Here is a 26,224-nt window from a genome sequence, read left to right as displayed (position 1 = left end):
GCGACGCGCTTCAGCGCTCTGTCGCGAGGTGGCGTATATTACGCTTTCCTCTTTCAGAGTCAACCCGTTATTTCAGGATTTTTCTCTTCAACCGACCGGGTAGTCTGTGAAGTGATTCACATCTGCCGTGTCGATGGAGGCGCATTATAGGGATCCCAGTTTTTAGCACAAGTATTTTTTAGATCTTTTTTTCCAACTGATGATTTTCCGTGCTTTTCGCTGAAAACCCACCCGATCCGCTTAAAAATTGACGCATTTTGCCTTGCCTCGCTCCAGGAATACGATCAAAGTCTTCTTTAATAACGCTCATCTGTATCGAGGTAGATATGTTTGCAGTATTACGTCCTTATAAACATCTGTTCCCCCAAAAAGGCGATCGCGTGATGATCGATGCCAGCAGCGTGGTCATTGGTGATGTTCGCATGGCCGATGATGTCAGCATCTGGCCACTTGTCGCGATCCGGGGCGATGTTAACTACGTTGCAATCGGTGCACGCACCAATATTCAGGACGGCAGCGTGTTGCATGTGACTCATAAGTCATCTTATAACCCTGAAGGCAACCCGCTCATTATTGGGGAAGATGTTACCGTCGGCCATAAAGTGATGCTCCACGGCTGCACGATCGGTAACAGGGTTCTCGTTGGGATGGGATCGATTTTGCTGGATGGCGTCATTGTAGAAGATGACGTAATGATTGGCGCAGGGAGTCTTGTTCCGCAAAACAAGCGTCTTGAAAGTGGGTATCTCTATTTAGGCAGCCCGGTTAAACAGATCCGCCCCCTAAAAGAGACGGAGATCGAAGGATTGAAATACTCAGCGAACAATTACGTTAAATGGAAAAATGACTATCTGGATCAGGATAACCAGACCCAACCCTGATCGTCTTCCTGCTGATCGCGGATCAAATCGCTGGCATCCTCTTCCAGGTCCCAGCGATTTTCGCAAAAGACCGCTAACGGATCTGCCCCCCCAAAGCGCTGAAGCAACGTTTCCCCTTTAATCGCACAGGTGAGCTGCATTCCATGCACCAGCACCGGGAAACAAACCGCTTGCTTGTTTTCATCCCAGATTTCTCTGTCGGGAAAATGAATCGCCTGATTCACGCCGTCATTTCCTGTTTGAGCTTTTCAATCACCGGTTCTACAGCGGGTAACACGCCATGCCAGAGTAGCACCGCATGAGCCGCCTGCCCCACCAGCATTCCCAGACCATCAGCCACGTGTTTTGCCCCCTGTTGTTCGCACCAGGTCAGAAAGGGCGTTTTCCCTTTTTGATAAAACATGTCATAGGCGTAGATGTGGGAATGAATCAGGGATGCAGGAATCGCCGGGATCTCTCCATTAATACCGCTTGAGGTGGCATTAATCACAAGATCAAATTCGTGACGCGCGAGATCGTCAGGTGCTACCGCAGCTACGCTGCCTGTGTGTGCGAACAACGCCGCCAGCTCTTCTGCTCTGGAGAAAGTACGGTTGGTGATTGTCACCGCACAATCCAGCGAAAGAAGAGGAAGCAATACGCCGCGCGAGGCGCCACCCGCGCCGATCAGCAGGATCCGAAAGCCTGGTTTAATAAACGACAATCGCTCCAGATCGCTGAGTAAACCAATCCCATCGGTGTTATCGCCCAGAAGGCGACCATCTTCAAGCCGCTTAAGAGTATTGACGGCGCCAGCGAGCGACGCACGTTCGGTCAGTTCATCCGCGCGCCCGAAAGCCTCTTCTTTAAAAGGCACCGTGACGTTCGCACCTTTACCACCCGCATCAAAAAAGCTATTCAGCGTCGGTATAAATGCATCAACAGGCGCAAGAACCCGACCATATGGGTGATCTATATGCAATTGCTCCGCAAACAGCCGATGGATCAGAGGCGACTTGCTGTGCGCGATCGGGTTACCAAAAACAGCATAGGTTTCCATCACATTATCCCTGGCGAAAACGTTCGCCGGTCAAGGCATCGCGAATTTCTGACGGGTTAAGACGACCACCGGTTTCACCCACGGCTACCGGGAAATCATTCCCGAACTGCGCCAGAACTTCTTCGGTTGTCCGACAAGGGGGAAGCCCGGTCAGGTTGGCGCTGGTTGAAACCAGAGGTTTACCAAATGCCTGGCATAACTCCACCACCAGCGGATGGTCGGTGACACGTACCGCGAGTGAATCGAAACGCCCGGTTAACCAGCGCGGCGTTGTCGGCTGTGCAGGAAAAACAAACGTCACGGGACCAGGCCACGCAGAGAAAATGGTTTCCCGCTGTGCAGGTGTCAGCATGGAATCATCAATATAAGGCTTAAGCTGCTCGTAGTTCGCAGCGATCAAAATCAATCCTTTTTCGACAGGCCGCTGTTTTAGCGCCAGCAGACGGTTAACGGCGACTTCGCTGTCAGGATCACACCCGACCCCGAAAACGGCTTCTGTTGGATAGGCGATGACTTCTTCTTTTTTCAGGATTTCCACCGCCTGCGCGATGGAGCCTGATGGCAGGTTATTATTCACTGATTTGATCCGCCGAAACCGGCTTTCCACATTGTTTACTGGCGCAAAAGCGTTTCAAGCCTTGCGCGGTTTTCTTCTCTATAAGTAACGGATAATCGCAATGAGAGCAGACGCCCGCTACTGGTTTGAAATTGATGACGAACTGGCATTCAGGATAGCGATCGCACGAATGGAAGGTCTTGCCATAACGAGAGCGCCGCTGCACCAATTGGCCACGCTGGCACTGAGGGCAGGCAATTGCCGTTTCATCTGGCTTATCAATTTGTTCCGTATGTTCACACTCCGGGTAGCGGCTGCATCCGATAAACATCCCGAACCGCCCCTGCCGCAGCGCCAGTTCACCGCCACAGAGAGGACAAAGCTGTCCCTCCAGAATTTTGACGATATGTCCATCCGCCTGGCTTTTCAGGGGACGGACATAATCACATTCCGGATAGTGTGAACAACCGAGAAACGGACCGTGTTTCCCGGACCGAATAACAAGTTCTGCCCCGCACTGTGGGCAGGGCTCGTTTTTATGCACCGTGAAGAGTGCTGATTTGGCCATAACAACTCTTGTTGCTGCACATAGAATTAATGCAGCATACCTTCATTCACTTCAAAGAGTAATTCTTCCATTTGCTGATAGGCATTTTCACAGCCTGGAATGTTGAACAGAACCATCAGGATCACCCATTTCAGATCTTCCAGTTCAAACTCAGCAGTATCCAGCGCCATGACGCGCTCTATCACCATCTCTCTCGTTTCGAGGTTTAGCACCTGAATCTGCTCGAGGAATAAAATGAATCCCCGGCAGCTGGCATCCAGCCTTTCACACTCTTCAGCTGTATAGATGCGCACAGACAATGGGTCAGAAGCAAGCTGCATCGGTTCGGCGAGGCCGTCCTGATAATCAGCCAACTTATCCAGCCACATCAACGCATTATATATATCTTCCCGCTCAAAACCTGCGTCGGTCAGATCCCGTGTTAATTTGTCCTGATCCACCTGCATTTCTGCTTCGTTGTGGATGTAAGTCTCAAACAAATACATCAGTACGTCGAACATGGCATGCCCTCCTTAATCGGACATAGCCGCCGGGTACAGCTGCGATCCACCCTGCTAACTCCAGTTCGAGTAGCTGTGCTACCGTTACTGGCACAGGTTGGCCGGCACGTTCAGCGACAACGTCAACAGGTGTTACCTCATCTCCTACGTTAGCCAGGAGCTTGGGAAATGGCAATGCTACTGCCTCCTGATCCGATGAAATATGTCGCTTTTGGAGATCATCCTGCAACCAATGCAGTCCATACTGCAAATTTTCAAGGATATCTTCTTTGCAGGTCACCAGCGTCGCCCCCTGTTTTATCAGCCAGTGAGGGCCTTCGCAGCCGGGGTTCCCCAACGGGCCGGGCAGCGCAAAAACTTCACGCCCCTGCTCCAGTGCGCACCTTGCGGTAACCAGCGATCCACTCCGAATCGCAGCTTCGACCACCAGCACACCCTGGCTTAACCCACTGATGATCCGGTTACGCCGTGGAAAGTTACCCGGTCTGGGCGGTGTTGAGAGTGAAAACTCAGACACTATTGCCCCCTCTGAAGCGATAAGTTGCTCAGCCAGAATGTGATGACGACGCGGATAGAGACTAAAAAGACCATTGCCAAGCACGGCGACACTTCGCCCGTTTGCAGACAACGCCGCATGATGTGCTACACCGTCGATGCCGCAAGCCAGACCACTGGTGATCGTAAAGCCACATTGGGACAGCTGTTCGCTCAGCATTTTCCCCCAACGCTCGCCATACCACGAGGGCGCACGGCTGCCCACAACCGCAAGCTGCATGCTATTAAGCACGTCAACGCGGCCTCGCACAAATAGCGCCCCGGGAAAATCAGGGATAGAACGCAACAATGGCGGGAAGCGAGGATCATCTGCCGTGAGAAGGTGGTTGTCGGCGTGTTCCAGCCATTCCAGACTACGTTCAAGCTCACTCTCACTGAACGAAAAAAACTTTACGGCATGTTTGGGCGAAAGCCCTGACGCGTTGACAGCTTCAGCATCGACGATTGCCTGGCGAAGCAGCCTCTGCGCAATCTCCAGCATCGCGTCGCCGTATAACGACCCGATGTTTATAAGCCGTAACCATATCTCTGTGGACGTCATCCTTTTCCCTGCCATAAGCAGCCTCAGCAATCTTTGCGATTGGTCACTGATGCTGTCAATCGACCGGGGATTTGTCTAGAATAGAAGTAATATTCTTATCAACTCCTGAACACGACTCTGGAAATTTATGGCAGTTTTGCAAGTGTTACATATTCCTGACGAGCGCCTTCGCATCGTCGCGGAACCGGTTAAAGAAGTGAATGCAGAAATTCAGCGTATCGTCGATGATATGTTCGATACCATGTACGCTGAAGAAGGCATTGGCCTTGCCGCGACCCAGGTAGACATTCACAAACGTATTATTGTGATCGACATTTCTGAAAATCGTGATGAGCGCCTGGTGCTGATCAACCCTGAGCTGCTGGAAAAAAGCGGCGAAACAGGTATTGAGGAAGGCTGTCTGTCTATCCCTGAACAGCGCGCTTTGGTGCCACGTGCCGAAAAAGTTAAAATCCGCGCACTGGATCGTGACGGCAATCCGTTTGAGCTGGAAGCCGACGATCTGCTGGCAATTTGCATTCAGCATGAGATGGATCACCTGGTCGGTAAACTGTTTATCGATTACCTCTCACCTCTGAAGCAACAGCGTATTCGTCAGAAAGTTGAGAAACTGGATCGTTTGCGTTCTCGCGCTTAACGCCCCCGGATACAAGGAATAACGTGTCTACATCACTACGTATAATCTTCGCGGGTACCCCTGATTTTGCAGCGCGTCATCTCGACGCGCTGTTAACGTCTGGCCATCAGATTGTTGGCGTATTTACTCAGCCGGACCGTCCGGCTGGCCGCGGTAAAAAACTGATGCCTGGCCCGGTTAAGGTACTGGCAGAAACACATGGTTTACCGGTTTTCCAGCCTGCGTCATTACGACCTGAGGAAAACCAGAAGTTAGTGGCAGACCTGAACGCGGACGTGATGGTAGTTGTGGCTTACGGCCTCATTCTGCCGAAAGCGGTACTTGATATGCCCCGCCTGGGCTGTGTTAACGTTCATGGTTCTTTGCTCCCACGCTGGCGTGGTGCAGCCCCTATTCAGCGCGCTCTGTGGGCAGGCGATGCTGAAACTGGCGTGACAATCATGAAGATGGACGTAGGTTTAGACACGGGCGACATGCTGTATAAACTGGCGTGTCCCATCACCGCAGAAGATACCAGCGCCACGCTGTATGACAAGCTGGCGGATCTCGGCCCGCAGGGGCTGATTGAGACGCTGCAACAGCTTGCTGACAATACAGCGACACCTGAAGTGCAGGATGAGGCACAGGTGACCTATGCTGAGAAACTGAGTAAAGAAGAAGCCCGGATCGACTGGTCCCTGTCAGCAGCTCAACTCGAACGCTGCATCCGCGCCTTTAATCCATGGCCGATGAGCTGGTTGATGATTGATGAGCAGCCAGTGAAAGTCTGGAAAGCTTCAGTTATTAACGGCAATGCATCGGCAGAGCCCGGTACGATTATCGACGCCAGCAAAAACGGTATCCAGGTTGCGACCGGAGAAGGGATACTGAATCTTGAATCGCTGCAACCGGCCGGTAAAAAGGCAATGAGCGCGCAGGATCTATTAAATTCTCGTCGTGAATGGTTCATCCCTGGCAATCGCCTTGCCTGAACAAATTTATTCTTAAGGCCCGGTGTTTCCGGGCATTTTTATTTTTACGGTTATGAAAAGACAAAATCTACGCACTATGGCGGCTCAGGCCGTTGAGCAGGTTATCGAGCAGGGCCAGTCACTGAGTAATGTCCTGCCTCCACTGCAACAAAAGGTTTCCGATAAAGACAAAGCCCTGCTTCAGGAGCTGTGCTTTGGCGTGCTGCGCACCCTCTCTCAGCTTGAGTGGTTGATTAACAAGCTGATGTCACGCCCGATGAGCGGCAAGCAGCGTACCGTGCATTATTTGATCATGGTCGGTTTCTACCAGCTTCTTCATACCCGCATTCCACCTCATGCTGCGCTGGCCGAGACAGTGGAGGGTGCCGTTGCGATTAAACGTCCTCAGCTAAAAGGATTGATCAACGGCGTGCTGCGTCAGTTCCAGCGTCAACAGGACGAACTGCTGGCAGAATTTGCGCAAAGCGAAGCGCGCTTCCTTCACCCTGAATGGCTGCTGAATCGCCTTAAAAAAGCCTACCCACAGCAATGGCAAGACATTGTGGATGCCAATAATCAACGTCCGCCGATGTGGTTACGCGTCAATCGTAACCATCATACACGCGACGCATGGCTGGCCCTGCTGGAAGAGGCCGGAATGAGCGGCTTCACACACGCTGCTTATCCTGATGCGGTTCGTTTAGCCTCCCCTGCACCGGTACATGCATTACCCGGTTTTGAAGAGGGCTGGGTAACGGTACAGGACGCATCTGCTCAGGGCTGCATGACCTGGCTTGAGCCGAAAGACGGGGAGCAGATCCTCGATCTCTGTGCAGCGCCAGGGGGGAAAACAACGCACATCCTGGAAGTGGCGCCGCAGGCCAGCGTGATGGCCGTGGATGTTGATGAGCAGCGCCTTTCACGCGTCTATGACAACCTTAAGCGTCTGGGTATGAAAGCACAGGTTAAGCAAGGCGATGGACGCAAACCCGCTGACTGGTGTGGTGATACCCGGTTCGATCGCATTTTGCTGGACGCCCCCTGCTCAGCAACCGGCGTGATTCGTCGTCATCCCGATATCAAATGGCTGCGTCGCGATCGTGATATCAAGGAGCTTGCCCAGTTGCAATCCGAAATTCTGGATGCCATCTGGCCGCATCTCAAACCCGGCGGAACCCTGGTGTATGCAACCTGCTCTGTTCTCCCGGAAGAGAACAGTAAGCAAATTGCGGCTTTCCTGAAACGCACCCCGGACGCTATGCTGCACGATACGGGAACGCCTGAGCACCCGGGTCTGCAAAACCTGCCGGGCGCAGAAGAGGGTGATGGTTTCTTTTACGCTAAGCTAATCAAAGAGTGATGTTGAGAACAGGTCACAAAAGATGAAAATTATCATTCTGGGCGCAGGGCAAGTTGGCGGAACGCTGGCGGAAAATCTCGTGGGCGAAAACAACGATATCACCATTGTGGATACCAATGGCGATCGCCTGCGCGTTTTGCAGGACAAGTTCGACCTCCGCGTTGTTCAGGGGCACGGCTCTCATCCACGTGTGCTTCGGGAAGCGGGCGCGGACGATGCCGACATGCTGGTTGCAGTAACCAGTTCTGATGAAACCAACATGGTTGCATGTCAGGTGGCCTACTCGCTTTTCAACACCCCAAACCGCATCGCCCGCATTCGTTCTCCGGACTATGTCCGGGATGCGGAGAAGCTGTTTAATTCCGAAGCGGTACCCATCGACCATCTTATTGCACCTGAACAGCTGGTTATCGACAGTATTTATCGTCTGATTGAGTACCCGGGCGCGTTGCAGGTTGTGAACTTTGCTGAAGGGAAAGTAAGCCTGGCGGTCGTGAAGGCTTATTACGGGGGCCCGCTGATTGGTAATGCCCTGTCGACAATGCGCGAGCATATGCCACATATCGATACGCGTGTTGCGGCGATTTTCCGTCACGACAGACCTATTCGACCGCAAGGTTCCACCATTGTAGAAGCCGGGGATGAAGTCTTCTTTATTGCGGCTTCTCAGCATATCCGTGCGGTGATGAGTGAACTACAGCGTCTCGAAAAACCGTATAAACGTATTATGCTGGTTGGCGGCGGTAATATTGGCGCAGGTCTGGCGAGACGGCTGGAAAAAGACTACAGCGTGAAGCTGATCGAACGGGATCAACAACGCGCGTCAGAGCTGGCTGAAAAACTTCAGAATACCATCGTGTTTTATGGCGATGCTTCGGATCAGGAATTGCTGGCCGAAGAGCATATCGATCAGGTTGATCTTTTTATTGCCGTCACCAACGACGACGAAGCGAATATTATGTCCGCCATGCTCGCTAAACGTATGGGGGCGAAAAAAGTTATGGTGCTTATCCAGCGTAAGGCTTATGTCGATCTGGTACAGGGTAGCGTAATTGATATTGCTATTTCACCCCAGCAAGCCACCATCTCTGCCCTGCTAAGCCATGTGCGTAAAGCGGATATTGTCGGCGTGTCATCTCTTCGTCGTGGTGTTGCTGAAGCCATTGAAGCCGTCGCTCATGGGGATGAAACGACGTCACGCGTTGTTGGTCGCGCAATCGATGAAATTAAACTTCCACCAGGCACCATTATCGGCGCAGTAGTGCGAGGTAATGATGTGATGATCGCCAATGATAATTTACGTATTGAGCAGGGTGACCACGTTATTATGTTCCTGACCGATAAAAAATTTATTACCGACGTCGAGCGTTTATTCCAGCCAAGCCCGTTCTTCCTGTAATGATTTGGGTGCTCAGACGAGGGCACCCAAATATTAACCTTCTAATTTTCATGCCTTTTATTTTTCATAACGATTATTTATCCCCAATGGCAATTAGCTAATCATTTGTTAAACTTATAGGCGTCAGCTGGCACAAGGAGAACATAATGAGTTTTATTAAAGAATTTCGCGAATTTGCGATGCGCGGGAATGTGGTGGATTTGGCTGTGGGTGTCATTATTGGTGCGGCGTTCGGTAAGATCGTTTCATCATTAGTCGCCGACATTATTATGCCGCCGTTAGGACTGTTGATTGGAGGCATTGATTTCAAACAATTCGCCTTCACCCTTCGGGAAGCTCAGGGCGATATCCCTGCGGTTGTAATGCACTACGGCGTATTCATTCAGAACGTATTTGATTTCGTGATCGTGGCATTTGCCATTTTCATGGCGATCAAACTTATCAACAGACTTAACCGTAAAAAAGAAGAACCGGCTGCTGCCCCGCCAGCACCAACTAAAGAAGAAGTCTTACTGACTGAAATTCGCGATCTGTTAAAAGAGCAGAATAACCGCGTTTAATCAGGCGAGAGAAACAGAAAGGCCAGTGGTAAAAAAGCGATTAGCTTGCTTGCCACTGGCCTCCCAGTTACCACGTTGTGCATGTTTACCTTTACGCAAATAACTCCCTTTTCCCTTCTTGTTCTTCTCAACACGCTGTCTAAAAAGCGGGTCGTGAAGCAATGCCTCAATGGCGTTATCCTTAATTTGTCCCTTAGTATGCTGATAGCGGCTCATCATTTCTCCTGAGCATAGTTAATGTCGGCGGGAGTCTAGTCCGTGGCTGATAAAAAATCAACAACCCTGAGTTTCACTACTGGCGCCCTGTTCAAGGGCTTCCAGTATTGAGCAATAAACACTGCTGTGAGCAGTACCGCAGCACGCGTCATTCAGCCTTTGTAGAGATCGTTGCATGGCCTGCAGCTCCTGAATTCGTCCTTCAACTTCATCCAGCCGGGCCTGAACGATGCTTTTAGATTCCTGACACGTATGATGTTCAGGATCGATACGGATCGACAGCAGTTCACGGATCGACTCCAGCGTGAAGCCGAGTTGCCGGGCATAGCGGATAAAACGAAGGCGTTGCAGGTCGTTATCCGTATAAAGGCGAAATCCACCTTCTGTTCTGACCTCATGATCGATCATCTGCTGCTTTTCGTAGTAGCGGATAGTATCCGGCGTTACGTTAGCAAGCTTCGCAAGTTCACCTATGCGGTACATGGCTACTCCTCGTTTATTTTTTGCATTAACCTTTCACTGTACTCACCATGCAAAAAGTCAGTATTCATTCCCGTCTGGCGCAGTTTTATTTCGATGAGCGCTAATCGACGGCTGATTTCGGAGTACTGCGGGTCATTCTTATGAATGCCTTTAAGCAGATCAGCAAGCTCGACGGCTTCATTGCGTTGCTGAAGTTCAGGGGGTAAACAACCTGCGTTTTTCAGTAAGCGATAACCGGCTCGTAATTCAGGGGGAATGTGTGAATCATCGTCCAGCACCAGTGGCTCACCGCTACCGGGGAGATTTTCAAACTCGCCTTTGTTTTGGGCATCGCTAATATGGCGTTCAGCCCACTGATCGAGCAACCACATAATGAACTCCAGGGTATGAGCAGAAAAGATACAGACATTGTAGATAAGTGGAGATTCTGCGGATATAAAAAAACCCGCCGAGGCGGGTTTTTTTACGTTACTACAGATTACTCTGCAGCAGCTTCTGCTTTCTCTGAACGATCAACCAGCTCGATGTATGCCATCGGCGCGTTGTCGCCTGCACGGAAGCCACACTTCAGAATGCGAGTGTAACCACCGGCACGGCTCGCGAAACGCGGGCCCAGTTCGTTAAACAGTTTTGCCACGATCTCGTTATCACGAGTACGGGCGAATGCCAGACGACGATTAGCAACGCTGTCAGTCTTGGCAAGAGTAATCAGCGGCTCAACTACGCGACGCAGCTCTTTCGCTTTAGGCAGGGTCGTCTTGATGATTTCATGACGAACCAGTGAACCTGCCATGTTGCGGAACATAGCCTGGCGATGGCTGCTGTTGCGGTTCAGTTGACGACCACTCTTACGATGGCGCATGACCTTATCCTTCTCAGTAAAACCTTAACCTGTGATCCGGTTACTCGTCAGCAATGCTTGCCGGTGGCCAGTTTTCCAGGCGCATGCCCAGAGACAGACCACGTGAAGCCAGCACGTCTTTAATCTCGGTAAGAGATTTTTTACCCAGGTTCGGCGTTTTCAGCAACTCAACCTCGGTACGCTGTACCAGATCACCGATATAGTGGATAGCTTCTGCCTTGAGGCAGTTAGCAGAGCGGACAGTCAATTCCAGATCGTCAACAGGGCGCAGCAGGATCGGATCGAATTCTGGTTTCTCTTCTTTCACTTCCGGCTGACGTACATCACGTAAGTCAACGAAAGCTTCCAGTTGTTCTGCCAGGATGGTTGCCGCACGACGAATCGCCTCTTCAGGATCGATTGTGCCATTGGTTTCCATTTCGATGACCAGCTTGTCCAGGTCGGTACGCTGTTCTACACGCGCTGCTTCAACATTGTAGGCAATACGCTCTACAGGGCTGTAGCATGCGTCGACCAGCAGACGGCCGATTGGGCGCTCATCTTCTTCCGAATGAATTCGGGCAGAAGCCGGCACATAACCACGACCGCGCTGAACTTTGATACGCATGCTAATAGCTGCGTTCTCATCGGTCAGGTGGCAGATCACGTGCTGCGGCTTGACGATTTCAACATCACCGTCGTGGGTGATGTCGGCTGCAGTCACAGGGCCAATGCCAGATTTATTCAGAGTAAGAATAACTTCATCTTTACCCTGAACTCTCACCGCCAGCCCTTTCAGGTTGAGCAGGATTTCAAGGATATCTTCCTGAACGCCTTCTTTGGTGCTGTACTCATGAAGTACACCATCAATCTCAACCTCGGTCACCGCGCAACCCGGCATCGATGAGAGCAGAATACGGCGCAGTGCGTTACCCAGAGTATGGCCAAAGCCACGCTCTAAAGGCTCAAGGGTCACCTTGGCGTGCGTCGAACTCACTTGCTCGATATCTACCAGGCGCGGTTTTAGAAACTCTGTCACAGAACCCTGCATTGTGTCCTCTCTTTGGTACTAAGCTTTACTTGGAGTAAAGCTCGACGATCAGGTGTTCGTTAATGTCCGCAGACAGATCAGAACGCTCAGGCTGACGCTTGAACGTACCTTCCATCTTGCCAGCATCAACTTCCAGCCAGGTTGGCTTTTCACGCTGCTCAGCCAGCTCCAGAGCGGCTTTCACGCGAGATTGCTTTTTCGCTTTCTCACGAATGCTAACAACGTCATTCGCTTTAACCTGATAAGAAGCGATGTTAACAACACGACCGTTTACCATGATTGCTTTATGGCTAACCAACTGGCGTGATTCAGCACGAGTCGCGCCGAAGCCCATACGGTATACAACGTTGTCCAGACGACCTTCCAGCAGAGCCAGCAGGTTTTCACCTGTGTTGCCTTTCAGACGTGCTGCTTCTTTATAGTAGTTACGGAACTGACGCTCCAGCACACCGTAGATACGGCGAACTTTTTGCTTTTCACGCAACTGCACACCATAGTCAGACAGACGCGGTTTACGCGCACCGTGCTGGCCAGGAGCTTGTTCAATTTTACACTTGGTATCGATCGCGCGAACGCCAGACTTAAGGAATAAGTCGGTGCCCTCACGACGGCTCAGCTTGAGCTTAGGACCCAAATATCTTGCCATTTTCTATCTCCAACTAACCTAAAAAACGAGCGTTATACGCGACGTTTTTTCGGCGGACGACAACCGTTATGAGGGATCGGAGTCACATCAGTAATATTCGTGATGCGGAAACCAGCGGCGTTCAGAGCGCGAACAGTAGATTCACGACCCGGACCCGGACCTTTAACCATAACTTCCAGATTCTTGATGCCGTATTCTTTTACGGCTTCAGCGCAACGCTCTGCTGCAACCTGAGCTGCGAACGGAGTGGATTTGCGAGAACCACGGAAACCGGAACCACCGGCTGTTGCCCAACCCAATGCGTTACCCTGACGATCAGTAATAGTAACGATGGTGTTGTTGAAAGAAGCATGGATATGAGCCACGCCGTCAGAGACTTGTTTTCTTACACGTTTACGTGCACGAACTGGTGCCTTTGCCATTATTCAATCACCCCGATTATTTCTTGATCGGTTTGCGCGGACCCTTACGGGTACGTGCGTTGGTCTTAGTACGCTGACCGCGCACTGGCAGACCACGACGATGACGCAAACCGCGATAGCAACCAAGATCCATCAGGCGCTTGATGCTCATGCTGATTTCACGGCGCAGATCACCTTCAACGACAAATTTGGCAACTTCGTCACGCAGCGTGTCGATTTGTTCTTCAGACAGCTCACTGATCTTAACATCTTCAGCGATACCCGCTGCAGCCAGAATGGCTTTGGAACGGGTCTTGCCGACGCCGTAGATCGAAGTTAATGCGATCACAGCATGTTTCTGATCAGGAATGTTAATGCCTGCTATACGGGCCACTATGCACTCCTACTATTTAATATGTACGCACCATGCTGAAAAGCCCGTTTTCAGGATACTCAAATGGAAACGTACAGACATACAAAAGATTGGCTGGCTAATCTAGCCAGCTCAACCCAACTTTGCAAGAAAAATATGCGAAATAATCAGCCTTGGCGCTGTTTATGCTTCGGCTCGGCACTGCAAATCACACGGATGACACCATCACGCTTAACGATTTTGCAGTTACGGCATAATTTCTTGACGGAAGCACGAACTTTCATTTTTACTCTCCGTAACTTCTCAGACGACCATTTAGCGGCCGTAGCCTTTCAGGTTCGCCTTCTTCAATGCAGACTCATACTGACTGGACATCATCAGAGTTTGCACTTGAGCCATAAAGTCCATAATCACGACAACAACGATAAGCAGTGAGGTCCCACCGAAGTAGAACGGTACTTTCATTGCATCACGCATGAACTCCGGGATCAGGCAGATAAAAGTAATATAAAGCGCACCAACCAAAGTCAGGCGAGTCATTACTTTATCGATATACTTCGCCGTTTGCTCTCCCGGACGAATTCCTGGTACAAATGCACCGGACTTCTTCAGGTTATCTGCTGTTTCACGCGGGTTGAAGACCAACGCCGTGTAGAAGAAACAGAAGAAGATGATCGCAGACGCATAGAGTAACACATAAAGTGGTTGCCCAGGCTGCAAATACAGCGAAATTGTTGTCAGCCAGTTCCAACCAGTACCGCCCCCGAACCATGACGCGATGGTTGCCGGGAACAGAATAATACTGGAAGCGAAGATAGCCGGGATAACCCCCGCCATATTCACTTTCAGCGGTAAATGTGTGCTCTGTGCAGCATAGACACGACGACCCTGCTGACGTTTAGCGTAGTTCACCACAATGCGGCGTTGACCACGTTCAACGAAGACAACAAAGAACGTCACTGCAAATACTAATACTGCAACCAACAGCAACAGGAGGAAGTGCAGGTCGCCTTGACGCGCTTGCTCGATAGTATGGGCGATGGCCGGCGGGAGACCCGCAACGATACCGGCGAAGATAATGATTGAGATACCGTTACCGATACCTCGTTCAGTAATCTGTTCGCCGAGCCACATCAGGAACATGGTCCCTGTGACCAGACTTACAACAGCGGTGAAATAGAATGCAAAGCCTGGGTTTAATACCAGGCCCTGCATACCAGGCATATTCGGAAGACCGGTAGCAATACCGATCGACTGGAATATTGCCAGCACCAGAGTGCCGTAACGGGTGTACTGGCTAATCTTACGACGTCCAGACTCCCCTTCTTTCTTCAACTCTGCCAGGGCCGGATGAACGACCGTCAGCAGCTGGATAATAATCGATGCCGAAATGTACGGCATAATACCCAGTGCGAAAATAGAAGCACGGCTGAGAGCACCACCAGAGAACATGTTGAACATTTCAATGATGGTGCCTCGCTGTTGCTCAAGCAGTTTGGCAAGTACAGCGGCATCAATACCAGGGATCGGAATAAAAGAGCCAATACGGAACACAATCAGCGCGCCGATTACAAACAGCAGTCTGCGTTTCAGCTCGCCAAATCCACCTTTGGCACTTTGAAAATCTAATCCCGGTTGCTTAGCCATCTGCTACTTATTCCTCAATTTTACCGCCAGCAGCTTCGATAGCAGCACGAGCACCTTTAGTAACACGCAGGCCACGAACAGTTACCGGAGTAGAAACTTCACCAGACAGGATCACTTTCGCGAACTCGATCTGGATACCGATAATGTTAGCTGCTTTCAGCGTATTCAGGTCTACAACGCCGCCTTCAACTTTCGCCAGGTCAGACAGACGGATTTCCGCTGTAATCGCTGCTTTGCGAGAGGTGAAGCCGAACTTCGGCAGACGACGGTACAGTGGCATCTGGCCACCCTCGAAACCGCGACGTACGCCACCGCCAGAACGAGAGTTCTGACCTTTGTGACCACGACCACCGGTTTTGCCGAGGCCAGAACCGATACCACGACCCAGGCGTTTACCCGCCTTTTTAGAGCCTTCGGCCGGAGACAGAGTATTTAAACGCATCTCTTACTCCTCAACTTTAACCATGAAGTAAACCGCGTTGACCATACCACGAACAGCAGGAGTATCCTCGCGCTCAACGGTATGACCAATACGACGCAGACCCAGGCCAAGCAGCGTTGCCTTGTGTTTCGGCAGACGACCGATTGCACTGCGGGTTTGAGTGATTTTAATAGTCTTTGCCATGGTCAATTACCCCAGAATTTCTTCAACGGATTTACCACGCTTGGCAGCGACCATTTCTGGAGAATTCATATTTTCCAGGCCATCAATAGTTGCACGAACCACGTTGATCGGGTTGGTGGAACCATATGCTTTAGCCAGAACGTTATGAACTCCAGCAACTTCCAGAACGGCGCGCATTGCACCACCGGCGATGATACCGGTACCTTCGGAAGCTGGCTGCATGAATACACGAGAACCCGTGTGAACACCTTTAACTGGGTGTTGCAGGGTACCGTTGTTCAGCGCGACGTTAATCATATTGCGACGGGCTTTTTCCATCGCTTTCTGGATCGCTGCTGGAACTTCACGCGCTTTACCGTAACCAAAACCAACGCGACCGTTACCATCACCCACTACAGTCAGAGCTGTGAAGGAGAAAATACGACCACCTTTAACGGTTTTAGATACGCGGTTTACCGCGATCAGCTTTTCCTGCAGTTCGCCAGCCTGTTTTTCGATGTGAGCCATCTTACACCTCTACCTTAGAACTGAAGGCCAGCTTCACGGGCAGCATCTGCCAGTGCCTGGACACGACCATGATATTGGAACCCGGAACGGTCAAAGGAAACATTGCTGATGCCTTTTTCCAGAGCGCGTTCTGCAACAGCTTTACCTACAGCTGCAGCGGCGTCTTTGTTACCGGTATACTTCAATTGTTCTGAGATAGCTTTTTCTACAGTAGAAGCAGCTACCAGAACTTCAGAACCGTTCGGTGCAATTACCTGTGCGTAAATATGACGCGGGGTACGATGTACCACCAGGCGAGTTGCACCCAGCTCTTTGAGCTTGCGGCGTGCGCGGGTCGCACGACGGATACGAGCAGATTTCTTATCCATAGTGTTACCTTACTTCTTCTTAGCCTCTTTGGTACGCACGACTTCGTCGGCGTAACGAACACCCTTGCCTTTATAAGGCTCAGGACGACGGTAGGCGCGCAGATCTGCTGCAACCTGACCGATCAGCTGTTTATCAGCGCCTTTCAGCACGATTTCAGTCTGAGTCGGGCATTCTGCAGTGATTCCGGCCGGCAGCGGATGCTCAACAGGGTGTGAGAAGCCCAGAGACAGGCCTACTGCATTCCCTTTGATAGCTGCACGATAACCTACACCAACCAGCTGAAGCTTTTTAGTGAAGCCTTCGGTAACACCAACAACCATTGAGTTCAGCAGGGCACGCGCGGTACCAGCCTGAGCCCATCCATCCACGAAACCATCACGTGGACCGAAGGTCAGAGCGTTATCTGCATGTTTAACTTCAACAGCTTTGTTGAGGGTACGAGTCAGCTCGCCGTTTTTACCTTTGATCGTAATAACCTGACCGTCGATTTTGACATCAACGCCGGCAGGAATAACGACCGGTGCTTTAGCAACACGAGACATTCTTTCCTCCGATTAGGCTACGTAGCAGATAATTTCGCCACCAAGACCAGCCTGGCGCGCTGCACGATCAGTCATAACACCTTTAGAGGTAGAAACAACTGCGATACCAAGACCAGCCATTACTTTTGGCAGCTCATCTTTTTTCTTATAGATGCGCAGGCCTGGGCGGCTGACACGCTGAATGCTTTCTACAACAGCTTTACCCTGGAAATACTTGAGAGTAAGTTCCAGTTCCGGCTTGGTGTCGCCTTCAACTTTAAAATCTTCGATAAAACCTTCTTCCTTCAGCACGTTGGCAATTGCCACTTTCAGCTTGGCGGAAGGCATGGTGACCGCAACTTTGTTCGCGGCCTGACCGTTACGGATACGGGTCAGCATATCCGCGATCGGATCTTGCATGCTCATCTGTCTTTACTCCCGTGATTCAATTGGTAATTACCAGCTAGCCTTTTTCAAGCCTGGTACTTCACCGCGCATGGCGGCTTCACGCAGTTTGATACGGCTCAACCCAAACTTGCCCACATAACCATGTGGACGACCTGTTTGACGACAGCGGTTACGCTGACGAGACGGGCTGGAATCACGCGGCAGAGACTGCAGCTTGAGAACCGCATTCCAACGATCTTCGTCGGAAGCGTTCACATCAGAAATGATCGCTTTCAGTTCAGCGCGTTTAGCGAAGAATTTATCAGCTAAAGCTACGCGCTTTACTTCGCGTGCTTTCATTGATTGCTTAGCCATTCAGTAACCCTACCTTACTTGCGGAACGGGAAGTCAAAGGCAGCCAGCAGAGCACGGCCTTCTTCATCAGATTTCGCAGTAGTGGTAATGGTAATATCCAAACCACGCACGCGGTCGACTTTATCGTAGTCGATTTCTGGGAAGATGATCTGCTCACGGACACCCATGCTGTAGTTACCACGACCGTCGAAAGACTTAGCGGACAAGCCACGGAAGTCACGGATACGTGGAACAGCAATAGTGATCAGGCGCTCAAGGAACTCCCACATGCGTTCGCCACGCAGAGTTACTTTACAGCCGATCGGATAGCCCTGACGGATTTTGAAGCCTGCAACAGATTTGCGTGCTTTGGTGATCAGCGGTTTTTGACCGGAGATTGCTGTCAGGTCAGCTGCTGCGTTATCCAGCAGTTTCTTGTCAGCGATCGCTTCACCAACACCCATGTTCAGGGTGATCTTCTCGACCCGAGGGACTTGCATGACAGAATTGTAGCTAAACTCAGTCATGAGTTTGTTAACTACTTCGTCTTTGTAGTAATCATGCAGTTTCGCCATCGTACTACTCCAAATTACTTGATAGTTTCGCTGTTAGACTTGAAGAAACGGACTTTTTTGCCGTCTTCGAATCTAAAGCCTACACGGTCAGCCTTACCGGTAGCCGCATTGAAGATTGCAACGTTAGAAACCTGAATAGCAGCTTCTTTTTCAACGATGCCGCCTGGTTGGTTCAGGGCCGGAACCGGCTTCTGATGTTTCTTAACCAGGTTGATACCTTCAACGACGAGTTTGCCGGAAGACAGAACATTTTTTACTTTACCGCGTTTACCTTTATCTTTACCGGTTAACACGATAACTTCGTCATCACGACGGATTTTCGCTGCCATGATTCGCTCCTTAGAGTACTTCTGGTGCCAGAGAGATAATTTTCATGAACTTCTCAGTACGAAGTTCACGAGTTACCGGCCCAAAGATACGCGTGCCGATAGGCTGCTCGCTGTTATTGTTTAAAATAACGCATGCATTACCATCGAAGCGAATGACAGAACCGTCAGGGCGACGAACACCCTTCTTGGTGCGCACCACTACCGCCTTCAGCACATCACCTTTTTTGACCTTACCACGTGGAATTGCTTCCTTGATGGTGATCTTGATGATGTCGCCTACGCCTGCGTAGCGACGGTGCGAGCCACCCAGAACCTTGATACACATTACGCGACGTGCACCGGAGTTGTCGGCGACGTTCAGCATAGTCTGTTCTTGGATCATTTTAGTGCTCCGCTAATGTCAACTACTACCTGAGACTCTAAAATCAGAGCCGTTAAAAAGCCCCATATCGAGGGCGCGGCATTATAACACCGCTTCTGCAATATGGGTAGAAAAAATAAACGGCTCATTGCTGAGCCGTTTATTCGTATTGAGAATGCGTACTCTATTACAGAACCGCTTTCTCTACAACGCGAACCAGCGTCCAGGACTTAGTCTTGGACAGTGGACGGCATTCACGGATTTCAACCTTGTCGCCGATACCACATTCGTTGTTCTCGTCATGTACGTGCAGTTTGGTCGTACGCTTGATGAATTTACCGTAGATCGGGTGTTTCACAAAACGTTCGATAGCTACAACAATGGATTTCTCCATTTTATCGCTAACAACACGACCTTGCAGAGTACGGATTTTATCGGTCATTACGCACCCGCCTTCTGAGTCAGTAAAGTCTTAACGCGCGCAACATTGCGACGCACTTGCTTCAGCAGGTGAGTCTGTTGCAGCTGGCCACTTGCAGCCTGCATACGCAGGTTGAACTGCTCACGCAGCAGGTTCAGCAGCTCAGCGTTCAGCTCTTCAACGCTTTTTTCACGCAGCTCTTTTGCTTTCATTACATCACCGTCTTAGTTACAAAGGTGGTTTTGATAGGCAGTTTCGCTGCTGCCAGGCCGAAGGCTTCACGGGCCAGCTCTTCCGGAACACCGTCCATTTCATAAAGGACTTTGCCCGGTTGGATCAAGGCAACCCAGTACTCCACGTTACCTTTACCTTTACCCATACGAACTTCCAGTGGCTTCTCGGTGATCGGTTTGTCCGGGAATACACGGATCCAGATCTTACCTTGACGCTTAACTGCACGGGTCATTGCACGACGTGCTGCTTCGATCTGACGTGCAGTCAGACGACCACGGCCAACAGCTTTCAGACCGAAAGTGCCGAAGCTAACATCCGTACCCTGCGCCAGACCACGGTTGCGGCCTTTGTGCACTTTACGGAATTTTGTACGCTTTGGTTGTAACATCAGCGACGCTCCTTATTTACGGCCTTTACGCTGCTGCTTTTTAGGTTGAGCAGCCGGTTTTTCCGGTTGTTCAACAGCAGCCATACCACCCAGGATCTCACCTTTGAAGATCCATACCTTAACGCCGATTACACCGTAAGTGGTGTGCGCTTCAGAGGTGTTGTAGTCGATGTCAGCACGCAGAGTGTGCAGCGGTACGCGACCTTCGCGGTACCATTCGGTACGTGCGATTTCCGCGCCGCCCAGACGGCCGCTAACTTCAACTTTGATACCCTTAGCGCCCAGACGCATTGCGTTCTGTACAGCACGCTTCATAGCACGACGGAACATAACACGACGTTCCAGCTGAGAAGTGATGCTGTCAGCAACCAATTTAGCGTCCAGTTCAGGCTTACGAACTTCAGCGATATTGATCTGTGCAGGAACGCCAGCGATATCCGCTACGACCTTGCGCAGTTTTTCTACGTCTTCGCCTTTCTTACCGATAACGATACCAGGGCGAGCAGTGTGAATAGTCACACGGATGCTCTTAGCTGGACGCTCGATAACGATACGAGATACAGACGCTTTAGCCAGTTCCTTAGTCAGGTACTGACGTACTTTAAAATCGCTGTCTAGGTTGTCAGCGAATTCTTTGGTGTTCGCAAACCAGGTAGAGTTCCATGGTTTTACAATACCCAGGCGAATACCATTAGGATGTACTTTCTGACCCATTGCTAGTCTCCAGAGTCTCAGCGATCGGACACAACCACAGTAATGTGGCTGGTGCGCTTCAGGATGCGATCTGCACGACCTTTCGCACGCGGCATAATGCGCTTCATGCTTGGGCCTTCATCTACGAAAATTTTCGCGACTTTCAGATCGTCGATGTCAGCGCCATCGTTGTGTTCAGCGTTAGCAATGGCAGATTCCAGTACTTTCTTGACCAATACCGCAGCTTTCTTGTTGGTATAGGTCAGGATGTCCAGGGCCTGCGACACTTTCTTACCGCGAATCAGGTCAGCAACAAGGCGAACCTTCTGTGCAGAAGAACGAGCATGGCGATGTTGAGCTAAAGTTTCCATCTCTTCCTCCTACCTTATTTCTTCTTCGCTTTTTTATCAGCAGCGTGGCCGCGATAAGTACGAGTCGGTGCGAATTCACCCAGTTTGTGACCAACCATTTCGTCGGTAACAAAGACTGGAACGTGCTGACGACCATTATGGACAGCGATGGTCAAACCGATCATGTTAGGAAAGATCGTTGAACGACGGGACCAAGTGCGCAGGGGCTTCTTGTCTCCGCTTTCCACCGCTTTCTCTACCTTCTTCAGCAAGTGCAGGTCAATAAAAGGACCTTTCTTGAGAGAACGTGGCATGGCTTATCCTCTAAAATTATTTGCTACGGCGACGTACGATAAATTTATCAGTACGCTTGTTGCTGCGGGTCTTCTTACCTTTGGTCTGAACGCCCCACGGAGTTACCGGGTGCTTACCAAAGTTACGACCTTCACCACCACCATGTGGGTGATCGACTGGGTTCATCGCAGTACCGCGAACGGTAGGACGAACACCACGCCAGCGTGCAGCACCAGCTTTACCCAGAACGCGCAGCATATGCTCAGCATTGCCAACTTCGCCCAGAGTAGCGCGGCAGTCTGCTTCGACTTTACGCATTTCACCAGAACGCAGACGCAGGGTGACATAAGCACCGTCACGCGCAACGATCTGAACGTAAGTACCCGCGGAACGCGCCAGCTGACCGCCTTTACCTGGTTTCATTTCTACGTTATGAACGGTAGAACCAACCGGGATATTGCGCATCGGCAGGGTGTTGCCTGCTTTGATTGCAGCATCAACGCCAGACTGAATCTGGTCGCCAGCTTTCAGGCCTTTAGGGGCCAGGATGTAACGGCGTTCGCCATCTTTGTACAGAACCAGCGCGATGTTCGCGGAACGGTTCGGATCGTACTCAAGACGCTCAACAACTGCTGGGATACCGTCTTTGTTGCGTTTGAAGTCAACAATACGATAAGCCTGCTTGTGGCCACCACCGATGTGACGAGTGGTGATACGGCCATTGTTGTTACGACCACCGGATTTGCTGTTTTTTTCCAGCAACGGAGCAAAAGGTTTGCCCTTGTGCAGCTCAGGGTTAACCACTTTAACTACGTGGCGACGACCCGGAGATGTCGGTTTACATTTAACAACTGCCATTGTATTACTCCTCCGACTTACTCAGCGCCGCCAACGAAGTCCAGGTTCTGGCCTTCTTTCAGGGTGACGTAAGCTTTTTTCCAGTCGCTACGACGACCGATACGCTGTCCGTGACGTTTAACTTTCCCTTTAACTACCAGGGTGTTAACGACTTCGACTTCGACTTCAAACAGTTTCTGCACAGCAGCTTTGATCTCTGCTTTGGTCGCGTCTTTAGCAACTTTGAGAACGATGGTGTTTGTTTTTTCCATCGCAGTAGACGCTTTTTCAGAAACGTGCGGTGCGCGCAGCACCTTCAGCAGACGTTCTTCACGAATCATGCCAGCATCTCCTCAACTTGCTTAACAGCATCAGCAGTCATTACGACTTTGTCGAAGGCGATCAGGCTAACCGGGTCGATACCAGTCGCGTCGCGTACGTCAACCTTGTGCAGGTTACGCGCGGCCAGGAACAGGTTCTCGTCCAGCTCACCGGTGATGATCAGCACATCTTCCAGAGCCATGTCTTTCAGTTTCTGTGCCAGCAGCTTAGTTTTAGGCGCTTCAACAGAGAACTTCTCGACAACGATCAGACGATCCTGACGTACCAGTTCGGACAGGATGCTTTTCAGCGCGCCGCGGTACATCTTTTTGTTAACTTTTTGACTGTGGTCCTGTGGACGCGCAGCGAAGGTCACGCCACCTGAACGCCAGATCGGGCTCTTGATAGAACCTGAACGCGCACGGCCGGTACCTTTCTGGCGCCATGGCTTTTTGCCTGAACCAGTTACTTCAGCACGAGTCTTCTGAGCACGAGTACCCTGACGAGCACCAGCTGCATAAGCAACAACAACCTGGTGAACCAGCGCTTCGTTGAAATCACGACCGAAGGTAGTTTCGGAAACAGTCAGCGCGCTCTGCGCGTCTTTCAATACTAATTCCATTGCTATCCCCTTACGCCTTCACAGCTGGTTTAACGATCAGGTCGCTACCGGTTGCACCCGGGACCGCACCTTTAACCAGCAGCAGGTTGCGCTCAGCGTCAACACGTACTACGTCCAGGCTCTGAACGGTTACACGTTCGTTGCCCAGCTGACCTGCCATTTTCTTGCCTTTGAACACTTTGCCCGGAGTCTGGTTCTGACCGATAGAACCCGGAACGCGGTGAGACAAGGAGTTACCGTGAGTAGCGTCCTGGGTACGGAAGTTCCAGCGCTTAACGGTACCAGCAAAACCTTTACCTTTAGAGGTACCGGTTACGTCAACTTTTTTAACGTCAGCAAACAGCTCAACGCTAATGTCCTGACCTACGGTGAACTCTTCGCCTTCAGCAAGACGGAATTCCCACAGACCACGGCCAGCTTCTACGCCAGCTTTAGCGAAGTGACCCGCTTCTGGTTTGGTTACACGGTTAGCTTTTTTAGCACCAGTGGTCACCTGAACAGCGCGGTAGCCATCGTTAGCCAGATCTTTAACCTGGGTAACGCGGTTTGCTTCAACTTCGATTACGGTTACTGGGATTGAAACGCCATCTTCAGTGAAGATGCGGGTCATGCCCACTTTTTTACCGACTAAACCAATCATTGTATCAACCTCTCAATCGCTCGATGACCTGATTAACCCAGGCTGATCTGCACGTCTACACCGGCAGCCAGATCCAGACGCATCAGAGCATCAACGGTTTTCTCAGTTGGCTCAACGATGTCAACCAGACGCTTGTGAGTGCGGATCTCGTACTGATCACGCGCATCTTTGTTAACGTGCGGAGAGATCAGAACGGTAAAGCGCTCTTTGCGGGTCGGCAGCGGGATCGGACCACGGACTTGCGCACCAGTGCGCTTAGCAGTCTCGACGATTTCCGCGGTTGATTGATCGATCAGACGATGATCAAACGCTTTAAGGCGGATACGGATTCTTTGGTTCTGCATGAGACCAGAGCTCCAATTATTTTATAAACGAAAATGATTACTCCTCAAACCCATTACGATTGATGGGAGAGTGTAACCGTTCTTACGTAGCTCCCCAATTGGGAGCATTGTTGAGTAACAAAGTGAGCTACTCTGGTTCAGATTGAACCCGCCGTCAATTACGACAAGCCCGCGCATTATACGTAAATCAGCGAAAGACGCAAGTGCCGTTTAGAAATTAAGCGCCAAAGTCGTACTCTGCGTAAGGCCTCGCAATTTTTTATGCAAAGTATCCCTTCACAACTCTTTGTCTGAAGCCGCTATGCAATTGTTGTTTTTACACATTGCCGGGCATGCAGATTATTACGAGTATGCGCTCAAACCATTTTGAGGCTCTCGCTATGCTAACGTCCCTCCCCTTTCTGCTGATCTATTTTGCGTTATCGGCCTTGCTTGCACGCACCGATATTCGCACGGGGCTGCTTCCCGATAAATTCCTTTGCCCGCTGCTATGGACGGGCCTGCTCTACCAGCTTTGTCTTCATCCTGATTTTTTGCCGAGCGCGGTACTGGGTGCGACCGCAGGATACGCCGGATTCGCCGTTATCTATTGGGGATATCGACTCATCTGCCGACGTGAAGGGATGGGGTATGGCGACATAAAATATCTTGCGGCGCTGGGAGCATGGCATGGCTGGTGTGTACTGCCAGTACTGGCATTAGTGGCCGCGTTAATGGCTCTGCTGTATCTGGTTGGTTTCTCGTTGTTCAACCCTGATAAGCAGGCATTAAAAAACCCACTGCCTTTTGGGCCATTTCTGGCGGCAGCGGGTTTATGCGTTGGCTGGGAAAGCCTGATTAACTTTCCACTTTGATCTGAGACTGAAGGTAGTTCTGTAGGCCAATTTTGCTAATAAGATCCAGTTCGGTCTCAAGCCAGTCGATGTGCCCTTCTTCATCGGCCAGGATCTGGATCATCATATCCCGGCTGACGTAGTCATGTACGCTGTCCGCATAGGCAATGGCTTCACGCAGGTCTTTTGCACCCTCCAGCTCCAGCCGGAGATCAGAACGCAACATCTCTTCAACATCTTCTCCGATGCCCAGTTTTCCGAGATCCTGTAGGTTAGGAATGCCTTCGAGGAATAAAATACGCTCAATATATTTATCGGCGTGTTTCATTTCATCAATGGACTCATGGTATTCAACATCGTTGAGGCGAGTCAGTCCCCAGTTTTTGAACATTCTTGCATGGAGAAAATACTGATTGATTGCGACAAGCTCATTTCCCAATAATTTATTGAGATAACTTATGATTTTAACATCACCTTTCATTATATAGTCCCTCCGCTTCCACTCATTGAAGCGTAGATCGGGCTACAGGGATGTCAAAAAAAAGATGGAGGCTTACGCGATCTCTTTGAATTCCGGGATCTGCATCAGTTCGTCCTGCATGATCTCACGCGCTGCGCGAACGCATTTACCGCATTGATTTCCCACCGGAACAAACTTACGAAGCTGCTGGAAAGATTGTGGTTGAAACTGGCGAACGGCCTGACGAATTTTTTTGTCGCTTACACCATTACATAAACAAACGTACATAAAGACTCCCGTTCAAAATATGCGCAAAGTGTAAGTGAGAATGGTTATGATTACAATAGCACGGGCGTCGGAATACGTGGCGGGAGAAAGCAAAAAATGCGAATTTTTATGACAATGCCCAAGGGCAGAAAACAAAAAAGGACGCCGAAGCGTCCTTTTTATTTCAGGGCTAATTAATTAGCCCAGAACTTTAGCAACAACGCCCGCGCCAACGGTACGGCCGCCTTCACGGATTGCGAAACGCAGACCGTCGTCCATCGCGATTGG

The 26,224-nt window shown here is 50.6% G+C and carries 47 protein-coding genes; 7 read left to right on the top strand and 40 right to left on the bottom strand.

The features are described 5' to 3' along the window. The first annotated feature begins 326 nt into the window (after positions 1-326). Positions 327-881, top strand: a complete 555-nt coding sequence (locus ACOT1A_RS23605) for a gamma carbonic anhydrase family protein (protein WP_032626749.1) — start codon at positions 327-329, stop codon at positions 879-881. Here ACOT1A_RS23605 and ACOT1A_RS23600 read toward each other — a convergent pair. The 6 genes from ACOT1A_RS23600 to dprA are packed head-to-tail and all read right to left on the bottom strand — an operon-like array spanning position 857 to position 4,640. Then, positions 857-1,105, bottom strand: a complete 249-nt coding sequence (locus ACOT1A_RS23600) for a DUF1488 domain-containing protein (protein WP_032626752.1) — start codon at positions 1,103-1,105, stop codon at positions 857-859. The two genes, ACOT1A_RS23605 and ACOT1A_RS23600, sit on opposite strands and share 25 nt — an antisense overlap. Continuing rightward, positions 1,102-1,920 carry a shikimate dehydrogenase gene (gene aroE, locus ACOT1A_RS23595; protein WP_032626754.1) on the bottom strand — a complete coding sequence of 273 codons (819 nt, stop codon included), beginning with the start codon at positions 1,918-1,920 and terminating at the stop codon, positions 1,102-1,104. Before aroE ends, ACOT1A_RS23600 begins: the two co-directional genes overlap by 4 nt. A 4-nt stretch (positions 1,921-1,924) precedes the next feature. Beyond that, positions 1,925-2,497: an L-threonylcarbamoyladenylate synthase type 1 TsaC gene (gene tsaC / locus ACOT1A_RS23590; protein WP_022649580.1), complete on the bottom strand. Its 573-nt coding sequence runs from the start codon at positions 2,495-2,497 to the stop codon at positions 1,925-1,927. Continuing rightward, positions 2,490-3,044 carry a type I DNA topoisomerase gene (locus ACOT1A_RS23585; protein ID WP_023298754.1) on the bottom strand — a complete coding sequence of 185 codons (555 nt, stop codon included), beginning with the start codon at positions 3,042-3,044 and terminating at the stop codon, positions 2,490-2,492. Before ACOT1A_RS23585 ends, tsaC begins: the two co-directional genes overlap by 8 nt. Before the next feature lie 26 nt (positions 3,045-3,070). Continuing rightward, entirely contained in the window at positions 3,071-3,544 is a 474-nt protein-coding gene (gene smg, locus ACOT1A_RS23580) for a DUF494 family protein Smg (RefSeq protein ID WP_000460665.1), read from the bottom strand. Beyond that, complete coding sequence (gene dprA, locus ACOT1A_RS23575) at positions 3,516-4,640, bottom strand: DNA-protecting protein DprA (protein ID WP_276170438.1); 1,125 nt, start codon at positions 4,638-4,640, stop codon at positions 3,516-3,518. The genes smg and dprA overlap by 29 nt, the downstream gene beginning before the upstream one ends. 127 nt (positions 4,641-4,767) lie before the next feature. Between dprA and def the strand changes: the two genes are divergently transcribed. The 5 genes from def to mscL all read left to right on the top strand — a co-directional run bounded on the left by def (position 4,768) and on the right by mscL (position 9,546). Then, positions 4,768-5,277: a peptide deformylase gene (gene def, locus ACOT1A_RS23570; RefSeq protein WP_023307093.1), complete on the top strand. Its 510-nt coding sequence runs from the start codon at positions 4,768-4,770 to the stop codon at positions 5,275-5,277. A 23-nt stretch (positions 5,278-5,300) separates the two neighbouring features. Beyond that, the gene (gene fmt / locus ACOT1A_RS23565) at positions 5,301-6,248 is read left to right on the top strand and encodes a methionyl-tRNA formyltransferase (RefSeq protein ID WP_023298756.1); all 948 of its coding nucleotides are present in this window, start codon (positions 5,301-5,303) and stop codon (positions 6,246-6,248) included. Positions 6,249-6,300: 52 nt separating this feature from the next. Next, positions 6,301-7,587 carry a 16S rRNA (cytosine(967)-C(5))-methyltransferase RsmB gene (gene rsmB / locus ACOT1A_RS23560; RefSeq protein ID WP_063163994.1) on the top strand — a complete coding sequence of 429 codons (1,287 nt, stop codon included), beginning with the start codon at positions 6,301-6,303 and terminating at the stop codon, positions 7,585-7,587. A 22-nt stretch (positions 7,588-7,609) separates the two neighbouring features. After that, positions 7,610-8,986, top strand: a complete 1,377-nt coding sequence (gene trkA / locus ACOT1A_RS23555) for a Trk system potassium transporter TrkA (protein ID WP_003863337.1) — start codon at positions 7,610-7,612, stop codon at positions 8,984-8,986. 146 nt (positions 8,987-9,132) lie between these two features. Continuing rightward, complete coding sequence (mscL, locus tag ACOT1A_RS23550) at positions 9,133-9,546, top strand: large-conductance mechanosensitive channel protein MscL (RefSeq protein ID WP_003863335.1); 414 nt, start codon at positions 9,133-9,135, stop codon at positions 9,544-9,546. Here mscL and ACOT1A_RS23545 read toward each other — a convergent pair whose 3' ends face one another. The 31 genes from ACOT1A_RS23545 to rpsJ form a co-directional block, all read right to left on the bottom strand. After that, on the bottom strand, positions 9,547-9,762 hold the full coding sequence (locus tag ACOT1A_RS23545) for an alternative ribosome-rescue factor A (RefSeq protein WP_022649585.1): 216 nt from the start codon (positions 9,760-9,762) through the stop codon (positions 9,547-9,549). It lies immediately after the preceding gene. A 57-nt stretch (positions 9,763-9,819) separates the two neighbouring features. Further along, a complete protein-coding gene (gene zntR, locus ACOT1A_RS23540) occupies positions 9,820-10,245 on the bottom strand; it encodes a Zn(2+)-responsive transcriptional regulator (protein ID WP_003863328.1) in 426 nt (141 codons plus the stop codon). 2 nt (positions 10,246-10,247) lie between these two features. Next, a complete protein-coding gene (locus ACOT1A_RS23535; RefSeq protein WP_058646734.1) occupies positions 10,248-10,616 on the bottom strand; it encodes a DUF1992 domain-containing protein in 369 nt (122 codons plus the stop codon). A gap of 107 nt (positions 10,617-10,723) precedes the next feature. Further along, the gene (gene rplQ, locus ACOT1A_RS23530; protein WP_001216368.1) at positions 10,724-11,107 is read right to left on the bottom strand and encodes a 50S ribosomal protein L17; all 384 of its coding nucleotides are present in this window, start codon (positions 11,105-11,107) and stop codon (positions 10,724-10,726) included. A 40-nt stretch (positions 11,108-11,147) separates the two neighbouring features. After that, positions 11,148-12,137 (bottom strand): DNA-directed RNA polymerase subunit alpha, encoded by a 990-nt coding sequence (locus tag ACOT1A_RS23525; RefSeq protein WP_002919219.1) that lies wholly within the window; start codon positions 12,135-12,137, stop codon positions 11,148-11,150. A gap of 25 nt (positions 12,138-12,162) precedes the next feature. After that, the gene (rpsD, locus tag ACOT1A_RS23520; RefSeq protein WP_003863314.1) at positions 12,163-12,783 is read right to left on the bottom strand and encodes a 30S ribosomal protein S4; all 621 of its coding nucleotides are present in this window, start codon (positions 12,781-12,783) and stop codon (positions 12,163-12,165) included. Between the two features lie 32 nt (positions 12,784-12,815). Continuing rightward, complete coding sequence (gene rpsK, locus ACOT1A_RS23515; RefSeq protein WP_003863312.1) at positions 12,816-13,205, bottom strand: 30S ribosomal protein S11; 390 nt, start codon at positions 13,203-13,205, stop codon at positions 12,816-12,818. 16 nt (positions 13,206-13,221) lie between these two features. Continuing rightward, positions 13,222-13,578: a 30S ribosomal protein S13 gene (rpsM, locus tag ACOT1A_RS23510; protein WP_003863308.1), complete on the bottom strand. Its 357-nt coding sequence runs from the start codon at positions 13,576-13,578 to the stop codon at positions 13,222-13,224. 146 nt (positions 13,579-13,724) lie between these two features. Then, positions 13,725-13,841, bottom strand: a complete 117-nt coding sequence (rpmJ, locus tag ACOT1A_RS23505; RefSeq protein WP_000868187.1) for a 50S ribosomal protein L36 — start codon at positions 13,839-13,841, stop codon at positions 13,725-13,727. A 31-nt stretch (positions 13,842-13,872) separates the two neighbouring features. After that, positions 13,873-15,204, bottom strand: coding sequence for a preprotein translocase subunit SecY (gene secY / locus ACOT1A_RS23500; RefSeq protein ID WP_003863305.1), 1,332 nt, complete (start codon positions 15,202-15,204; stop codon positions 13,873-13,875). Between the two features lie 7 nt (positions 15,205-15,211). Continuing rightward, the gene (rplO, locus tag ACOT1A_RS23495; RefSeq protein WP_014885468.1) at positions 15,212-15,646 is read right to left on the bottom strand and encodes a 50S ribosomal protein L15; all 435 of its coding nucleotides are present in this window, start codon (positions 15,644-15,646) and stop codon (positions 15,212-15,214) included. A 3-nt stretch (positions 15,647-15,649) separates the two neighbouring features. Continuing rightward, a complete protein-coding gene (rpmD, locus tag ACOT1A_RS23490) occupies positions 15,650-15,829 on the bottom strand; it encodes a 50S ribosomal protein L30 (RefSeq protein ID WP_003863301.1) in 180 nt (59 codons plus the stop codon). 6 nt (positions 15,830-15,835) lie between these two features. Beyond that, positions 15,836-16,336 (bottom strand): 30S ribosomal protein S5, encoded by a 501-nt coding sequence (rpsE, locus tag ACOT1A_RS23485; protein ID WP_003863299.1) that lies wholly within the window; start codon positions 16,334-16,336, stop codon positions 15,836-15,838. Positions 16,337-16,350: 14 nt separating this feature from the next. After that, the gene (gene rplR, locus ACOT1A_RS23480; protein WP_003863297.1) at positions 16,351-16,704 is read right to left on the bottom strand and encodes a 50S ribosomal protein L18; all 354 of its coding nucleotides are present in this window, start codon (positions 16,702-16,704) and stop codon (positions 16,351-16,353) included. Between the two features lie 9 nt (positions 16,705-16,713). Next, a complete protein-coding gene (rplF, locus tag ACOT1A_RS23475; protein ID WP_003863296.1) occupies positions 16,714-17,247 on the bottom strand; it encodes a 50S ribosomal protein L6 in 534 nt (177 codons plus the stop codon). A gap of 12 nt (positions 17,248-17,259) precedes the next feature. Further along, a complete protein-coding gene (rpsH, locus tag ACOT1A_RS23470; protein WP_006178918.1) occupies positions 17,260-17,652 on the bottom strand; it encodes a 30S ribosomal protein S8 in 393 nt (130 codons plus the stop codon). Between the two features lie 30 nt (positions 17,653-17,682). Next, entirely contained in the window at positions 17,683-17,988 is a 306-nt protein-coding gene (gene rpsN, locus ACOT1A_RS23465) for a 30S ribosomal protein S14 (RefSeq protein ID WP_003863291.1), read from the bottom strand. Positions 17,989-18,002: 14 nt separating this feature from the next. Then, positions 18,003-18,542 carry a 50S ribosomal protein L5 gene (gene rplE / locus ACOT1A_RS23460; protein WP_022649589.1) on the bottom strand — a complete coding sequence of 180 codons (540 nt, stop codon included), beginning with the start codon at positions 18,540-18,542 and terminating at the stop codon, positions 18,003-18,005. A 14-nt stretch (positions 18,543-18,556) separates the two neighbouring features. Then, a complete protein-coding gene (gene rplX, locus ACOT1A_RS23455) occupies positions 18,557-18,871 on the bottom strand; it encodes a 50S ribosomal protein L24 (protein WP_003863287.1) in 315 nt (104 codons plus the stop codon). Positions 18,872-18,881: 10 nt separating this feature from the next. Continuing rightward, positions 18,882-19,253 (bottom strand): 50S ribosomal protein L14, encoded by a 372-nt coding sequence (gene rplN, locus ACOT1A_RS23450; protein WP_002919748.1) that lies wholly within the window; start codon positions 19,251-19,253, stop codon positions 18,882-18,884. A gap of 166 nt (positions 19,254-19,419) precedes the next feature. Further along, positions 19,420-19,674 (bottom strand): 30S ribosomal protein S17, encoded by a 255-nt coding sequence (gene rpsQ / locus ACOT1A_RS23445; protein ID WP_002438707.1) that lies wholly within the window; start codon positions 19,672-19,674, stop codon positions 19,420-19,422. After that, positions 19,674-19,865, bottom strand: a complete 192-nt coding sequence (gene rpmC / locus ACOT1A_RS23440) for a 50S ribosomal protein L29 (RefSeq protein WP_003863282.1) — start codon at positions 19,863-19,865, stop codon at positions 19,674-19,676. Before rpmC ends, rpsQ begins: the two co-directional genes overlap by 1 nt. Next, positions 19,865-20,275, bottom strand: coding sequence for a 50S ribosomal protein L16 (gene rplP / locus ACOT1A_RS23435; protein ID WP_002919759.1), 411 nt, complete (start codon positions 20,273-20,275; stop codon positions 19,865-19,867). Before rplP ends, rpmC begins: the two co-directional genes overlap by 1 nt. Positions 20,276-20,287: 12 nt before the next feature. After that, complete coding sequence (rpsC, locus tag ACOT1A_RS23430; protein WP_000529945.1) at positions 20,288-20,989, bottom strand: 30S ribosomal protein S3; 702 nt, start codon at positions 20,987-20,989, stop codon at positions 20,288-20,290. 17 nt (positions 20,990-21,006) lie between these two features. After that, the gene (gene rplV, locus ACOT1A_RS23425; protein ID WP_002919773.1) at positions 21,007-21,339 is read right to left on the bottom strand and encodes a 50S ribosomal protein L22; all 333 of its coding nucleotides are present in this window, start codon (positions 21,337-21,339) and stop codon (positions 21,007-21,009) included. 14 nt (positions 21,340-21,353) lie between these two features. Continuing rightward, positions 21,354-21,632 carry a 30S ribosomal protein S19 gene (gene rpsS / locus ACOT1A_RS23420; RefSeq protein ID WP_001138117.1) on the bottom strand — a complete coding sequence of 93 codons (279 nt, stop codon included), beginning with the start codon at positions 21,630-21,632 and terminating at the stop codon, positions 21,354-21,356. 16 nt (positions 21,633-21,648) lie between these two features. Then, positions 21,649-22,470: a 50S ribosomal protein L2 gene (rplB, locus tag ACOT1A_RS23415; RefSeq protein ID WP_000301859.1), complete on the bottom strand. Its 822-nt coding sequence runs from the start codon at positions 22,468-22,470 to the stop codon at positions 21,649-21,651. 17 nt (positions 22,471-22,487) lie between these two features. After that, positions 22,488-22,790 carry a 50S ribosomal protein L23 gene (gene rplW, locus ACOT1A_RS23410; RefSeq protein WP_000617546.1) on the bottom strand — a complete coding sequence of 101 codons (303 nt, stop codon included), beginning with the start codon at positions 22,788-22,790 and terminating at the stop codon, positions 22,488-22,490. Beyond that, a complete protein-coding gene (gene rplD / locus ACOT1A_RS23405; RefSeq protein WP_000424395.1) occupies positions 22,787-23,392 on the bottom strand; it encodes a 50S ribosomal protein L4 in 606 nt (201 codons plus the stop codon). The genes rplW and rplD overlap by 4 nt, the downstream gene beginning before the upstream one ends. Positions 23,393-23,402: 10 nt before the next feature. Continuing rightward, complete coding sequence (rplC, locus tag ACOT1A_RS23400; protein ID WP_006178923.1) at positions 23,403-24,032, bottom strand: 50S ribosomal protein L3; 630 nt, start codon at positions 24,030-24,032, stop codon at positions 23,403-23,405. 32 nt (positions 24,033-24,064) lie between these two features. Continuing rightward, positions 24,065-24,376, bottom strand: a complete 312-nt coding sequence (gene rpsJ, locus ACOT1A_RS23395; protein ID WP_001181005.1) for a 30S ribosomal protein S10 — start codon at positions 24,374-24,376, stop codon at positions 24,065-24,067. A gap of 380 nt (positions 24,377-24,756) precedes the next feature. Between rpsJ and ACOT1A_RS23390 the strand changes: the two genes are divergently transcribed. Beyond that, positions 24,757-25,230, top strand: coding sequence for a prepilin peptidase (locus tag ACOT1A_RS23390; RefSeq protein WP_193129825.1), 474 nt, complete (start codon positions 24,757-24,759; stop codon positions 25,228-25,230). On the opposite strand, the gene bfr is transcribed toward ACOT1A_RS23390, so the two are convergent. The 3 genes from bfr to ACOT1A_RS23375 form a co-directional block, all read right to left on the bottom strand. After that, entirely contained in the window at positions 25,214-25,690 is a 477-nt protein-coding gene (bfr, locus tag ACOT1A_RS23385; RefSeq protein ID WP_003863270.1) for a bacterioferritin, read from the bottom strand. The two genes, ACOT1A_RS23390 and bfr, sit on opposite strands and share 17 nt — an antisense overlap. A gap of 72 nt (positions 25,691-25,762) precedes the next feature. Beyond that, positions 25,763-25,957 (bottom strand): bacterioferritin-associated ferredoxin, encoded by a 195-nt coding sequence (bfd, locus tag ACOT1A_RS23380; RefSeq protein ID WP_003863268.1) that lies wholly within the window; start codon positions 25,955-25,957, stop codon positions 25,763-25,765. 177 nt (positions 25,958-26,134) lie between these two features. Continuing rightward, positions 26,135-26,224 (bottom strand): elongation factor Tu (locus ACOT1A_RS23375; RefSeq protein WP_001676084.1); only part of this gene is annotated, 90 nt, incomplete at its 5' end.

The organism is Enterobacter cloacae complex sp. SYL003 (genome assembly GCF_049236925.1).
Taxonomy (GTDB): Bacteria; Pseudomonadota; Gammaproteobacteria; order Enterobacterales; family Enterobacteriaceae; genus Enterobacter; species Enterobacter intestinihominis.
Note: the sequence above shows the minus strand (reverse complement) of the source record. Positions and strands in the feature narration are given on the sequence as shown.